The 15,011-nt window shown below is 44.8% G+C and carries 9 protein-coding genes and 2 pseudogenes; 3 read left to right on the top strand and 8 right to left on the bottom strand.

All coding sequences use genetic code 11. The annotated features are described in order from the left end of the window. Window positions 1-291: 291 nt before the first annotated feature. Entirely contained in the window at window positions 292-447 is a 156-nt protein-coding gene (locus tag O3276_RS25015; RefSeq protein ID WP_269673739.1) for a hypothetical protein, read from the top strand. Window positions 448-470: 23 nt separating this feature from the next. Further along, a complete protein-coding gene (locus O3276_RS25010) occupies window positions 471-1,112 on the top strand; it encodes a hypothetical protein (protein ID WP_269673738.1) in 642 nt (213 codons plus the stop codon). Window positions 1,113-1,117: 5 nt separating this feature from the next. On the opposite strand, the gene O3276_RS25005 is transcribed toward O3276_RS25010, so the two are convergent. From O3276_RS25005 to O3276_RS24975, 8 genes and pseudogenes are all read right to left on the bottom strand, one after another. Next, complete coding sequence (locus O3276_RS25005) at window positions 1,118-1,459, bottom strand: transposase (protein ID WP_269673737.1); 342 nt, start codon at window positions 1,457-1,459, stop codon at window positions 1,118-1,120. A gap of 98 nt (window positions 1,460-1,557) precedes the next feature. Beyond that, window positions 1,558-3,105 (bottom strand): ankyrin repeat domain-containing protein, encoded by a 1,548-nt coding sequence (locus O3276_RS25000; protein ID WP_269676058.1) that lies wholly within the window; start codon window positions 3,103-3,105, stop codon window positions 1,558-1,560. Continuing rightward, window positions 3,092-8,308, bottom strand: coding sequence for an ankyrin repeat domain-containing protein (locus tag O3276_RS24995; RefSeq protein WP_269673736.1), 5,217 nt, complete (start codon window positions 8,306-8,308; stop codon window positions 3,092-3,094). Before O3276_RS24995 ends, O3276_RS25000 begins: the two co-directional genes overlap by 14 nt. Before the next feature lie 349 nt (window positions 8,309-8,657). After that, window positions 8,658-10,361, bottom strand: a complete 1,704-nt coding sequence (locus tag O3276_RS24990) for an ankyrin repeat domain-containing protein (RefSeq protein WP_269673735.1) — start codon at window positions 10,359-10,361, stop codon at window positions 8,658-8,660. Between the two features lie 24 nt (window positions 10,362-10,385). Beyond that, window positions 10,386-11,258 carry an ankyrin repeat domain-containing protein gene (locus O3276_RS24985; RefSeq protein WP_332328306.1) on the bottom strand — a complete coding sequence of 291 codons (873 nt, stop codon included), beginning with the start codon at window positions 11,256-11,258 and terminating at the stop codon, window positions 10,386-10,388. A 268-nt stretch (window positions 11,259-11,526) separates the two neighbouring features. Beyond that, a complete protein-coding gene (locus tag O3276_RS24980; RefSeq protein ID WP_332328160.1) occupies window positions 11,527-12,024 on the bottom strand; it encodes an ankyrin repeat domain-containing protein in 498 nt (165 codons plus the stop codon). Between the two features lie 54 nt (window positions 12,025-12,078). Further along, window positions 12,079-12,207, bottom strand: a pseudogene (locus O3276_RS26010) (hypothetical protein); the annotation flags it as partial. 20 nt (window positions 12,208-12,227) lie between these two features. After that, window positions 12,228-14,069: pseudogene (locus O3276_RS24975) on the bottom strand (ankyrin repeat domain-containing protein); the annotation flags it as partial. Window positions 14,070-14,681: 612 nt separating this feature from the next. Here O3276_RS24975 and O3276_RS24970 point away from each other — a divergent pair. Continuing rightward, on the top strand, window positions 14,682-14,852 hold the full coding sequence (locus O3276_RS24970) for a hypothetical protein (protein WP_269673731.1): 171 nt from the start codon (window positions 14,682-14,684) through the stop codon (window positions 14,850-14,852). The last annotated feature ends 159 nt before the right edge of the window (window positions 14,853-15,011 follow it).

Below are 15,011 nucleotides of genomic sequence, written 5' to 3'. Positions count from 1 at the left end.
AGTCTGCGCAGGGGGTGGCGGGTGACCGCCATTCCTACTGTGACCCACAAAACCGAATTTTTATCCTCAATTTTCTGCCATCCTCGCTACGGGGTCGCCTAGACGGGCGCTGTTCTCGGTCAGCCTCCCAGGTAATTGTCCCGAAATAAAATCGACATTTAATGTCCCCACTGGTACGACCATGTAATTCCATTTTGGCAGAAACTTAGTTTAGATATTGCAGCAAAAAGAACCTCTGCACAGAACAGCTGTCTGCTTTATTATATTTTCGTGAATTAATGAAATATAATTATGCATAGAACCTCTGCTGCTAACGCAAGATCAGGCAATTATTACCGCCAACCGGATAACCAGGCCGCTTCTTCAAGGCCCGGGCGATATAGACATGACATGGTCAATTTGCCAGTACCATTAAAAAATACGCGTCAGCTTCTAAAAGACCGTTAAATCGAGCGGAACAAAGCCAGCTGATGCGTTTTCTGCAAAATTTTACAGTAACACGGAGCTGGAATTGGCGAAGCCTGACCACAACACTTCATTCATTTACTTCAGCAGGTGCTTTTACCCCTCATCACCCCATGGATGAGGGTGTCAGGCATACTCAAGCTGCCTTATTGTCAACGCTACTTGATGCAATAATATTCAAGTGCCACCTACAACCTGGAGCCAGCGAAATTGACACCCAGCCAATCGCCAACCTGCTGTCGTCCATTGCGAAACTGGGTGAATTCGTTGAGCTGAACGTGGTTACCTCTACGTTCGAATCGCTTGTCTGTCAAATCAGTGAAAACCCTCAGCTCTCTCAGCAAGACATATTAATGTCTCTCTGGGGAGTAATGGTATGCTGTGCCAGGTTGTCTCTGGTTCCCAATGCCAATAAAAATAACGTGTTTGAAAAGCACATGGATGACCTGTTTACTCGCACGGAAAATACATTCCCGGGCAATGAAGAAGAGCAAACCATTATTGCCATGGCCGCAAGTTGGCTTGGGAAACCTTGCCCATTCGTCCCCCATTACCGGACAACCATGTCAGAAACTCAAACCGACTTCCACGATCAACTCCAATCACGCATTCCCTCTTTGAGGATCAAAAAAAAGAAAAAAGTCTGAACACATTACTGCGCATTCCGGAGCATTCGGCCAATGCTTGCTGCTGTTGGTTGTGGCTCTTTGCCCGCCTGAATTCGCACCTGGTCACGAAGAGCATCATGCACCTTCTTCCATGTGCCATCTTGTTTCCAGATTCGGAAATAGGTGTAGACAGTACTCCATGGTGGAAAGTCAGAAGGCAGCATTCGCCACTGACAGCCTGTTTTAGTGAGATAGAATATGGCATTCAATATCAGACGATAACTCCAGTCACGTGGTCGCCCATTTTTTGGAGTATCATAGCCAGGGTCAGGGAATAGAGGCTTGAGGATTGCCCACTCGTCATTGGTCAGGCCGGATGGATACATAATTATCCTCCTTAAACTAATCAGATACTGTAGTTATAGACGACGTTGAGTTTTTATCCTGAGTTAATGGTCAGTAACTTTTACAACAGTCACTAAAGTTAAACTTCAAAAATCGTTTTCAATGCTTGAGATAGATCTTTGAACTCTACCTGGCTGCCAGTTGAGTTGATCTGTAAACGGGCGGGGTTGTTTGATGACTCAAACCGGTCAAATTCAATTTGAATTTTCTGACCGCTCTTGATGTTATGCAGTAAATTGATGGGGCCACTGCAAACCTTAAAGTTCTTTTTTGACAATAATGTGTCAATATCATCAGTTTCGTTGAGCCTTTTTAATTCATTGAGAATTTTATTGATGACGCTATCGAATTTTTTGGATGCTATTTTTTCAGGTTGTTCTGCTACTTCGCCACTAAGATTTTTCTGCATTTTTTCTGCGGTGTTAACAACTTCCTTCTGAAGTTCCTTCTGAAGTTCCTCCTGAAGTTTTTTCTTACTAGTGTTCAGAGCATCAGAAATCATCTTAAGCGAGCCTTGTAGAATCACATGTTCAATAATTCCCTCAATAAAGTCTAATGGTATTAGGCCAAAAGTGTCTTTAATTGGAGCCACAAAAAAATTACGCACCATTTTTGGCAGATCACAATCAACCAGACATACCTTTATATTCACAAAGACTCTGGCTTTTGATTGCTCTTTTTTGTCAATACTTTTTGCCGTAAAATACTTTCTTTCATATTCATCCAAGAATTCAATAATTTTACTTTTGGTGCCTTCAATATGGAAAGGATAACCATCCAGTATTAAATTATTATAAAATTTAAATCCAGGCTTAAAATGTATGGGAGTGTAGATTTGTTTCAGGCCTTTAGGATTTATGGTATTGAGGTTATCTCTAATTCCGGAATAGCCGAAAATTGCATCTTCATGGCTGCCTTTAATAATTTTATCAACAAAATCTTTTGCTAAAACAACAAAGGAGTTAACTTCAGGGCAAAGGATAAAATTCAAATCTGGATACTTTTCTTGAATTTTATCAAGGAGTTCAACTACGTCATCATTTATAAATACTTTTTCTTGATAGCGAATAGAACCATCTGATAAGTCATCTGGATTACTTTGACTGTGAGTATTTTCATTTTGGTCGTTGGTCTGACAGGCTTGTCCTTCAAAATATTTGTTGAGATAATACTCACCTTTATGTTTGCGTTCGCTGTCGTTGAGATTATTCCAGTCCTCCTGCAGAGCCTCTTGGCAAACAGAGTGTTTAGCCAAATCCAGGGGTTTATTGTTTTGCTTATCCTCAGCATTGATATCAACTGGGTGTTTTATTTGGTCTAGCAACCCTATCAGACACTTAATATTGTCTGCCTCGGCAGCCAAATGTAATGGTGTCTTGCCTTGGTTATCAGTAGCCTTGATATTAAGTGTGTCTTTTTTTTCTTCTAGCAACCTTTTCAGGCACAGAATACTGTCTGCCTCGGCAGCCAAATGTAATGGTGTCTTGCCTTGTTTATCACTGGCATTGATTTTAATTTTGATTTTAACTTTGCGTTTCTCTGGGTCTAGCAACATTTTCAGGCACTTAATATTGTCTGCCTCGGCGGCCAAATGTAATGGTGTCTTGCCTTGGTTATCGGGGGAGATTGATGTCTACGTCATCGAACCTGGAGAGTATGTGCTCAAGACATTTTTCATATCCTTGAACCTCCTTAGAACTATTGCAGTTCCAACATTTATCTATAATGACATAGTGCAAAGAAGCCATACCACTATGCTGAACTGTGTGATTGATATCTATTCTTTTGTTAAACTTTTCATAAAAAAACCTTTTCTCATCAAAAAACCTTTCCAGGCAATCATTTTTGCCATTAGCTGCAGCATACAGAAATAACCTCGAAAGCTGGTCAATATCTTGTATTACATTTTTGGTTTTGATCAGTTTTATCAGACCTTCGTTTTTGTTGTCATTATGAATGGTTAAAAGTAGTGGAGAAACACCTATTTTATTATTAATATGGAAATATTTATGTATAGTTTTACCTTCTTTTTCACAGATCACTTTCAGAAATCTTATATTACCGTTATAAGCTGCATAGTGCAGCGGAGTATTTTCGTCCATGTCAGGTCCAATAATATCTTTTTTAGAGTATTTGTTGTAATTTTCTGTCAGCCAATTAATTCTCTTCTCTGACATGGCTATACGATGCAGTAGCGTTATACCTTTGTGATTTTTCTCATGCACATCAGCTTTAGCCTCTATCAGCTCTCTTACGCATGCATCAGTAGCAGCCAGGAGCAGTGGCGTGTCACCATTTTCATCTTTAGCATTGATGCATGTTAATTTTTTGTGTTCTTTCTTCAGTAGTAGCTGAAGACAATTAATGTGTCCTTGTCCTTCTTCGGCTGCATAGTGCAGGGGTGTCCTCTTTCTGTGATCTTTAAGGATGATGGATTTTTCCAGGTTCCCTTCCTTTTTCGCTTTCTTCAGAAATTTTTCCAGGTAATTTATGTTGCCTTTTTCGGCAGCGTAGTGCAGGAGTGTTTTACCGTCAGTTTCGTCCTGATCTTTCAGGAGTATCCTATCAAACAGTTTCTTCTCTGCACTTTCGCTGTCATAATTTTTATCGATGGCTAATCGCAGGGCATGACTGATAGTATTGGGCGTGAAATACTGCTCTTTCTCACATAATTTTTCCAGACATTTCTCATCCTTATTTGAAATTGCATAATCTAGTGCTGTTTTTCCACTGTTGTCAGTTTGGTTCATATTCACGTCAGAGATTAGATCTTCCAGACATTTATGATGACGCTTCTCAACAGCATAATGCAGCGCTGTTTTCTCACTGTTGTCAGTTTTGTTGATATTCCCTTTAAAGCTTAGAGAAAGCACTTCCGAAGAGTCACCCTTCTCAGCCGCACGGTGCAGCTTTGTTTTCCCAAACTCATCAACGTCTTTGGCTTCCCCGGGGGGCAGATCTTCCTGCGGGAATACTATGCTGTCCTCCTCAGCAGCAGAATCAGCCAGAGCAGTTCTGTTTTCGCTGATAGCGGGTGACTCAATTGTTGACAGTTCCCGTGGTACCGGGTCAGTATCGGGGCCTTCATTGAATGACTTTTTACGAGAGTCAACCGCAGTTTTCCTATCAGTCGGGGCAGGATCGTTAGTGGCAACAGAGCCAGCCTGAGCTGTTTTGTCAGCTTTTTTTTTTGTATCGTCGATCTTCACGTTGGTTGTGAGCGTACTGTTGTCTTTTTCATGATCGGCCTGGGAAACAGCAAAGTACGTTGATACCTTGACGATCTCTTTGAGGCCCTTAGCTAAATCGAACGCCGTTTTGACATTCTTATCCTTAACTTTGGCCAGGGAGCGGCCAGCGGCCTGCAATGTCTGAATGGCCTCTGTGTGGCCTTTTTCAGCAGCTCTGTTGAGAGCTGTTTGGCCATATTTATTCTTCTCTTTGGCCAGGGAGGGGTCATAGTACAGCAATGTCTGAATGGCCTCTGTGTGGCCTTTACTAGCAGCTAAGTGGAGAGCCGTTTCGCCAAACTTATTCTTCTTTTTGGCCAGTGAGGAGGGGGCAAAGTCCAGCAATGTCTGGATGGCCTCTGTTTGGCCTTTAAGAGCAGCGGCGTGGAGAGCCGTTTGGCCATCGTTAGTCTTCTCTTTGGCCAGTGAGGGGTCAAAGTACAGCAATGTCTGGATGGACTTTGTTTGGCCTTTAAGAGCAGCGTCGTGGAGTGCCGTCCAGCCAAGCTTACTCTTCTCTCTGGCAAGTGAGGGGTCAAAGTCCAGCAATGTCTGGATGGCCTCTGTGTTGCCTTCAAAAGAAGCTGTGTGCAGAGCCGTTTGGCCATTGTTATCCTTCTCTTTGGCCAGTGCAAAGTCAAGCAATGTCTGGATAGCCTCTGTGTGGCCTTTACTAGCAGCTATGTGGAGAGCCGTTTCGCCAAACTTATTCTTCTCTTTGGCCAGTGAGGGGTCAAAGTCCAGCAATGTCTGGATGGCCTCTCTTTGGACTTTAAGAGCAGCGGTGTGGAGAGCCGTTTGGCCATTGTTAGTCTTCTCTTTGGCCAGTAAGGGGTCAAAGTCAAGCAATGTCTGGATGGCCTTTGTTTGGCCTTTAAGAGCAGCGTCGTGGAGTGCCGTCCAGCCAAGGTTACTCTTCTCTCTGGCAAGTGAGGGGTCAAAGTCCAGCAATGTCTGGATGGCCTCTGTGTGGCCTTCAAAAGAAGCTGTGTGGAGAGCCGTTTCGCCATTGTTATTCTTCTCTTTGGCCAGGGAGGGGGCAATGGTTAGCAATGTCTGGATCGCGTCTGTGTGGCCTTTACTAGCAGCTAAGTGGAGAGCCGTATCGCCATATTTATCCTTCTCTTTGGCCAGGGAGGGGTCAAAGGCCAACAATGTCTGGATAGCCTCTGTTTGGCCTTTAAGAGCAGCGGCGTGGTGAGCCGTTTGGCCAAACTTATTCTTCTCTTTGGCCAGGGAGCGGTCAAAGGCCAGCAATGCCTGGATGGCCTCTGTGTGGCCTTTTTCAGCAGCTTTGTGGAGAGCCGTCAGGCCAAGGTTGCTCTTATCTTTGGCCAGTGAGGGGTCAAAGTTCAGCAATGTCTGGATGGCCTCTGTGTGGCCTTTAAAAGAAGCTATGTGGAGAGCTGTTTGGCCATCTTTAGTCTTCTCTTTGGCCAGTGAGGGGTCAAAGTCAAGCAATGTCTGGATAGCCTCTGTGTGGCCTTCAAAAGAAGCTGCGTGGAGAGCCGTGCGGCCATTGTTATCCTTCTCTTTGGTCAGGGAGGGGGCAATGGTCAGCAATGCCTGGATAACCTCTGTGTGGCCTTCAAAAGAAGCTGCGTGGAGAGCCGTGAAGCCATTGTTAGTCTTCTCTTTGGCCAGTGAGTGGTCAAAGTCCAGCAATGCCTGGATGGCCTCTGTTTGGCCTTTACGAGCAGCGGCGTGGAGAGCCGTTTGGCCATTGTTATCCTTCTCTTTGGCCAGTGAGTGGTCAAAGTCCAGCAATGTCTGGATGGCCTCTGTTTGGCCATCATAAGCAGCGTAGTGGAGAGCCGTTTGGCCATTGTTATCCTTCTCTTTGGCCAGTGAGGGGTCAAAGTCCAGCAATGTCTGGATGGCCTCTGTTTGACCATCATAAGCAGCGTAGTGGAGAGCCGTTTGGCCATCGTTATCCTTCTCTTTGGCCAGTGAGGGGTCAAAGTACAGCAATGTCTCAATGGCCTCTGTTTGGTCTTTACGAGCAGCGGCGTGGAGAGCCGTTTGGCCATTGTTATCCTTCTCTTTGGCCAGTGAGGGGTCAAAGTCCAGCAATGTCTCAATGGCCTCTGTTTGGCCTTTAGCAGCAGACCAGTGGAGAGCCGTATCGCCAAACTTATTCTTCTCTTTGGCCAGGGAGCAGTCAAAGGCCAGCAATGTATTGATGGCCTCTGTGTGGCCTTTTTCAGCAGCGAAGTGGAGAGCCGTTTGGCCATTGTTATCCTTCTCTTTGGCCAGTGAGGGGTCAAAGTCCAGCAATGCCTGGATGGCCTCTGTTTGGTCTTTACGAGCAGCGTAGTGGAGAGCCGTCAAGCCATATCTATCCTTCTCTTTGGCCAGTGAGTGGTCAAAGTTCAACAATGTCTGGATGGCCTCTGTGTGGCCGTTACGAGCAGCGGCGTGAAGAGCCGTTTGGGCATCGTTAGTCTTCTCTCTGGCCAGTGAGGGGGCAAAGTTCAGCAATGTCTGGATGGCCTCTGTGTGACCTTCATCAGCAGCTTTGTAGAGCGCCGTCCAGCCATCGTCATCCTTCTCTTTGGCCAATGAGGGGTCAAAGTTCAGCAATGTCTGGCTGGCCTCTGTGTGGCCTTTAAAAGCAGCGACGTGGAGAGCCGTCTGGCCATATTTATCCTTCTCTTTGGCCAGGGAGGGGGCATGGGTCAGCAATGCTTGTATGGCCCCTGTTTCGCCTTTATGAGATGCGAAGTGGAGAGCCGTCCAGCTATCGTTGTCCCTCTCTTTGGCCAGTGAGGGGTCAAAGTTCAGCAATGTCTGGATGGCCTCTGTTTGGCCATTGTAAACAGCGTAGTGGAGAGGGATAGCCGTTTGGCCATTCTTATTCTTCTCTTTGGCCAGGGAGGGGGCAATGGTCAGCAATGCCATGATGGCCTTTGTGTGGCTTTTACGAGCAGCTAAATGAAGAGCCGTTTCGTCATCGTTATTTTTCACTTTTCCCAGCAGTGGGGAGCGGTCAATTTCCACCAATGCATTGACGGTCTCTGTGTGGCCTTGACGAGCAGCTTCGTGGAGAGCCGTATCACCATTGTTATTCTTGACATCAACCTGGATGCGCATGGAGGCAATTTCCTTAAATGCCCTGACGATCTCTGTGTGACCATTACGAGCAGCTAAGTGGAGAGGCGTACAGCCATCGTTCATCTGTTCATTGACTGGGGTTTCATAATTTTCCAGCAGCTCCTTGACGGACTCTATGTGGCCGTTCTGAGCGGCCATATGCAGGGGCGGAGCACCATCTGTATGTGTTTTGACATTGACATCCACTTTAAGCATTCGGGATTCACAATAAGGTGATTCGTCGTCATCGACGCTTTCCCCGTCCTTACCAATCAGTGGCAGTGCCGGTTGCCCGCATTCACTGCATCGGCGTTTATGAAGACTTGTTTCACTCTGCTCATCAAGGTGTCGGGTGATGCACCCCAGGTGGAAAACGTGGGGTTCCGGTTTGCAAGATGTTTCGACCAGTGAGTGTCCACCGAATTGTCCTCTGATATGTTCGTCATTTATACAGATAGAAGAACAATTAAAGCGGACATCTGCCCCGTTTCTACCGACACCATCCATCGCTTTAGCCTGCCATTTGACTCAAAACTTCGGGTAGGACAAAAAATCAGCAGGGTAAGTTCCACAAAAAAAAACAGATTTTTTTTTAACAAGAAGATTGTCGTTTAAATCAAAAGTCAGGCATTGAACCAATTTTCACTAGACAGTGATCGTTTATCAGGAATACAAGCAATGGCAGCCACAAATATCTGGCAAAAGTTCAAGACGCTGATTACTGAAGGGGCGGAAAACTCGGGTCAGGTTTTGATTCTTGACGCTTATTAATCCTGTTTTACTTTTATAGCTTCTTGATTATAAGCTGGGGGCATAAAAAGTGAGCAGACCATTGAGAATTGAGTACGCAATTAAGTTAAATTTTAAAAATTATCTCCAATGCTTCAGATAGATCTTTGAACTCTACCTGGCTGCCAGTTGAGTTGATCTGTAAACGGGCGGGGCTGTTTGATGACTCAAACCGGTAAAATTCAATGTGAATTTTCTGACCGTCCTTGATGTTTTGCAGTAAATTGATGGGGCCACTGCAAACCTTAAAATTATTTTTTGACAATAATGTGTCAATATCATCAGTTTTGTTGACCCTTTTTAATTCATTGAGAATTTTATTGATGACGCTATCGATTTTCTTGGATGCTGTTTTTTCAGGTTGTTCTGCTGCTTCGCTACTAAGATTTTCCTGCATTTTTTTTGCGGTGTTAACAACTTCCTTCTGAAGTTCCTCCTGAAGTTTTTCCTTGCTAGTGTTAACAGTATCTGAAATCATCTTAAGCAAGTCTTGTAAATTCGCATATTCAATAATTCCCTTAATAAAGTCTAATGGTATTACATCAAAAGTGTCTTTAATTGGAGCCACGAAAAAATTACGCACCATTTTTGGCAGATCACAATCATCCAGACATACCTTTACATTCACACTAACTCTGGCTTTTGACTGCTCTTTTTTGTCAATACTTTTTGCCGTAAAATGCAATCTTTCATATTTACCCAAGAATTCAATAATTTTACCTTTGGTGCCTACAATATGAAAAGGATAGCTATCCAGTATTAAATTGTTATAAGATTCAAATCCAGGAATAAAGTGTACGGTACGGTAGATTTGTTTCAGGTCTTTAGGATTTATGGTATTGCGATTCCCTCTAATTCCGGAATAGCCGAAAATTACATCTTCATGCCTGCCTTTAATAATTTTATCAACAAAATCTTTTGCCAAAAAAACAAAGGAGTTAACTTCAGGGCAAGGGATAAAATTCAAACCTGGATAATCTACTTTAATTTTATCAAGGCGATCAACTACATGATCATTTATAAATACTTTTTCTTGATAGCGAATAGAACCATCTGATAAGTCAACTGGATTACTTAGACTGTGAGTATTTTCATTTTGGCCGTTGGTCTGACAGGTTTGTCCTTCAAAATATTTGTTGAGATAATACTCACCTTTATTTTTGCGTTCACAGTCGTTGAGATTATTCCAGTCCTCCTGCAGGACCTCTTGGCAAACAGAGTGTTTAGCCAAATCCAGGGGTTTATTGTTTTGCTTATCCTCAGCATTGATATCAACTGGGTGTTTTATTTGGCCTAGCAACCCTATCAGGCACTTAATATTGTCTGCCTCGGCAGCCAAATGTAATGGTGTCTTGCCTTGGTTATCTTTGAGATTGATGTTTACGTCATCGAACTTGGAGAGTATGAACTCAAGACATTTTTCATATCCTTGAACCTCCTTAGAACTATTGTAGTTCCAACATTTATCGATAATGACATAGTGCAAAGCAGCCATACCACTATGCTGAACTGGGTGATTGATATCTATTGTTTTGTTAAACTTTTCATCAAAAAGCCTTTCCAGGTAATCGTTTTTGCCATAAGCAGCAGCATACAGAAACAACCTCGAAAGCTGGTAACTATCTTGTATTATATTTTTGGTTTTGATCAGTTTTATCAGGCCTTCATTTTTGTTGTCATTATGAATAGTTAAAAGTAGTGGTGAAACACCTTGATTATTATTAGTATCGAAATATTTATGTATAGTTTTACCTTCTTTTTCACAGATCACTTGCAGAAATTTTATATTACCGTTTTAAGCTGCATAGTGTAGCGGAGTATTATCGTCCATGTCAGGTTCATTAATATCTTTAGAGCATTTGTAATTTTCTTTCAGCCAATTAATGCTCTTCTCTGACATGGCTATACGATGCAGTAGCGTTATACCATTGTAATTTTTCTCATGCACATCAGCTTTAGCCTTTATCAGCTCTCTTACGCATTCATCAGTAGCAGCCAGGAGCAGTGGCGTGTCACCATTTTTATCTTTATCATTGATCCATGTTAATTCTTTGAGTTCTTTCTTCAGTTTGAGTTCTTTCTCCAGTTTGGGTTCTTTCAGTAGTAGTAACTGAAGACAATATCTGTGTCCCTTCTCGGCTGCGTAGTGCAGGGGTGTTCTCTCTCTTTTATCTTTAAGCTTGATGGATTCCAAGTTCTCTTCACGTATCGCTTTCACCAGAAATTTTTCCAAGTAATTTTTGTTGCCTTTTTCAGCAGCGTAGTGCAGGAGTGTTTTACGGTCAGTGTCGTCTTGATCTTCCAGGTGCATCCTATTGACCAGTATCTCTGTATATTTGTTATAATTTTCATCGATGGCTAATCGCAGGGCATGATTAATATTTATGCCCGAGAGATACATATAGTTTTCACATAATTTTTCCAGACATTTCTCATTCTTTTTTAAAATTGCATAATGTAGTGCTGTTTTTCCACTGTCGTCAGTTTGATTGATATTCTCTTTAGAGATTATTTCTTTTAGTGGTTTGAGATCCTTCTCAGTATAATACAGCACTTCAGCAGCATAATGCAGCGCTGTTTTTCCACTGTTGTCAGTTTGGTTGATATTCTCTTTAAAGCTTAGAGAATGCAGTTCCGAAATGTCGCCCTTCTCTGCCGCACGGTGCAGCTTTGTTTTCCCAAGCTCATCAACGTCTTTGGCTTCCCCTGGGTGCGGATATTCCTGCGGGAATACTATGCTGTCCTCCTCAGCAGTAGAATCAGCCAGAGCTTTTCTGTTTTCGCTGATAGCGGGTGACTCAATTGTTGACAGTTCCCGTGGTGCCAGGTCAGTATCCGGGCCTTCATTGAATGACTTTTTACGAGAGTCAACCGCAGTTTTACTATCAGACGGGGCAGGATCGTTAGTGGCAACAGAGCCAGCCTGAGCTATATTGTCAGTTTTTTTTTGTATCGTCGATCTTCACGTTGGTTGTGAGCGTACTGTTGTCTTTTTCATGATCGGCCTTGGAAACAGCAGCAAAGGACATTAATACCTTGGCGGTCTCTTTGAAGCCCTTAGCTAAATTGAGCGCCGTTTCGCAATTCTTATCCTTAACTTTGGCTTGGGAGCGGTCAAAGGCCAGCAATATCTGGATGGCCTCTGTGTGGCCTTTTTCAGCAGCTTTGTCGAGAGCCGTCAAGCCATCTTTATCCTTCTCTTTGGCCAGGGAGGGGACAAAGTCCAGCAATGTCCGGATGGCCTCTGTGTGGCCTTTAAAAGCAGCTTCGTGGAGAGCCGTGCGGCCATATTTATCCTTCTTTTTGGCCAGGGAGCGGTCAAAGTTCAGCAATGCCTGGATGGCCACTGTTTGGCCACTATAAGCAGCATAGTGGAGAGCCGTATCGCCAAACTTATTCTTCTCTTTGGCCAGGGAGGGGGTAATGGTCAGCAATATCTTGATGGCCTCCTTTTGGCCTTTAAGAGCCGCGGCGTGGAGAGACGTCTGGCCATATTTATCCTTCTCTTTGGCCAGTGCGGGGTCAAAGTCCAGCAATGTCTGGATGGCCTCTGTCTGGCCTTTAAGAGCAGCGTCGTGGAGAGCCGTATCGCCATTGTTTTTCTTCTCTTTGGCCAGGGAGGGGCAATGGTTAGCAATGTCTGGATGGCCTTTGTGTGGCCATTAGAAGCAGCTGCGTGGAGAGCCGTATCGCCATATTTATCCTTCTCTTTGGCCAGGGAGCGGTCAAAGGCCAGCAATATCAGGATGACCTCTGTGTGGCCTTTAAGAGCAGCGTCGTGGAGAGCCGTATCGCCATTGTTATTCTTCTCTTTGGCCAGGTAGGGAGCAATGTCCAGCAATGCCTGGACGGTCTCTGTGTGGCCTTTACAAGCAGCGGCGTGGAGAGCCGTATCGCCAAGGTTAGCCTTCTCTTTGGCCAGTGAGGGGTCAAAGTCCAGCAATGCCTGGATGGCCACTGTTTGGCCACTACAAACAGCATAGTGGAGAGCCGTTTGGCCATCGTTAGTCTTCTCTTTGGCCAGTGAGGGGGCAATGGTCAGCAATATCTGGATGGCCTCTGTTTGGCCTTTAAGAGCAGCGGCGTGGAGAGCCGTTCGGCCATTCATATCCTTCTCTTTGGCCAGTGATTGATCAAAGTCCAGCAGTGACTGGATGGCCTCTGTGTGGTCTTTTTCAGCAGACCTGTGGAGAGCCGTTTCGCCAAACTTATTCTTCTCTTTGGCCAGGGAGCGGTCAAAGGCCAGCAATGCCTGGATGGCCTCTGTGTGGCCTTTTTCAGCAGCTTCGTGGAGAGCCGTCCAGCCAAGGTTACTCTTCTCTTTGGCAAGTGAGGGGTCAAAGTCCAGCAATGTCTGGATGGCCTCTGTTTGGCCACTATAAACAGCATCGTGGAGAGCCGTTTGGCCATTGTTATCCTTCTCTTTGGCCAGGGAGCGGTCAAAGTCCAGCAATGTCTGGATGGCCTCTGTTTGGCCATCATAAGCAGCGTAGTGGAGAGCCGTTTTGCCATCGTTATCCATCTCTTTGGCCAGTGAGAGGTCAAAGTCCAGCAATGTCTGGATGGCCTCTGTTTGGCCTTTACGAGCAGCGGCGTGGAGAGCCGTTTGGCCATCGTTAGTCTTCTCTTTGGCCAGTGAGCGGTCAAAGTCCAGCAATGCCTGGATGGCCTCTGTGTGGCCTATAGCGGCAGACCAGTGGAGAGCCGTGTCGCCAAACTTATTCTTCTCTTTGGCCAGCGAGCAGTCAAAGGCCAGCAATGTATTGATGGCCTCTGTGTGGCCTTTTTCAGTAGCGTAGTGGAGAGCCGTTTGGCCATTGTTATCCTTCTCTTTGACCAGTGAGCGGTCAAAGTTCAGCAATGCCTGGATGGCCACTGGTTGGCCATTATAAACAGCATAGTGGAGAGCTGTTTGGCCACGGTTATTCTTCTCTTTGGCCAGTGTGCGGTCAAAGGCCAGCAATGTCTGGATGGCCTCTGTGTGGCCTTGAGCAGCAGACCAGTGGAGAGCCGTCCAGCCATCGTTATCCTTCTCTTTGGCCAGTGAACGGTCAAAGTTCAACAATGTCCGGATGGCACCTGTGTGGCCGTTAAGAGCAGCGGCGTGAAGAGCTGTTTCGTCATCGTTATTTTTCGCTTTGGCCGGCAGTGGGGAGCGGTCAATTTCCACCAATGCATTGACGGTCTCTGTGTGGCCTTGACGAGCAGCTTCGTGGAGAGCCGTATCACCATTGTTATTCTTGACATCAACCTGGATGCGCATGGGGGCAATGTCCTTAAATGCCCTGACGATCTCTGTGTGACCATTACGAGCAGCTAAGTGGAGAGGCGTACAGCCATCGTTCATCTGTTCATTGACTGGGGTTTGATAATTTTCCAGCAGCTCCTTGACGGACTCTATGTGGCCGTTCTGAGCGGCTATATGCAGGGGCGTAGCACCATCTGTATGTGTTTTGACATTGACATCCACTTTAAGCATTCGGGATTCACAATAAGGTGATTCGTCGTCATCGACGCTTACCCCGTCCTTACGAATCAGTGGCAGTGCCGGTTGCCCGCATTCACTGCATCGGCGTTTATGAAGACTTGTTTCACTCTGCTCATCAAGGTGTCGGGTGATGCACCCCAGGTGGAAAACGTGACCTTGTGGTTTACAAGAGGTTTCCACCAGTGAGTGTCCACCAAATTGTCCTCTGATATGTTCGTCATTTATACAGATAGAAGAACAATTAAAGAGGACATCTGCCCCGTTTCTACCGACACCATCCATCGCTTTAGCCTGCCATTTGACTCAAAACTTCGAATACGACAAAAAATCAGCAGGGTAAGTTCCACAAAAAAAACAGTTTTTTTTAACAAGAAGATTGTCGTTAAATCAAAAGTCAGATATGGAACTAACTGTCACTAGACTGTGATCGTTTATCCGGAATACAAGCAATGGCAGCCACAAATATCTGGCAACAGTTCAAGGGGCTGGTTAGGGAAAACTCGGGTCAGAAAACTCGCGAAACTCGAAACTCGCGGGTCATTGACGCTTATTAATCCTGTTCTACTTTTATAGTTTCTTGATTATAAGCTGGGGGCATAAAAAGTGAGCAGGCCATTGAGAATTGAGTACGCAATTGCGCTGTATCATGTGACTTCCCGGGGGGATGAACGTAAGTCTATTTATCGAGAAGAGTCTGACTTCAATCTGTTCCCGGATACCCTGGCTGAGGTTTGTGGCCGCTTTAACTGGGCAATTCATTCCTGGTGTTTATGACCAATCATTATCATCTGTTTGACGAAACTTAAAACCATTCGATTCAAGAATCTAGACCTGCCCCTTTCGTGGAAATCCTTTGCTAAAACAAAAAAGGAGTTAACTTCAGGCCAAAGGATAACATTCAATTCTGGATGCTTTACTTTACTTTACTTTCAC

The sequence above is a fragment of the Endozoicomonas sp. GU-1 genome (assembly GCF_027366395.1).
Lineage (GTDB): Bacteria > Pseudomonadota > Gammaproteobacteria > Pseudomonadales > Endozoicomonadaceae > Endozoicomonas.
Note: the sequence above shows the minus strand (reverse complement) of the source record. Positions and strands in the feature narration are given on the sequence as shown.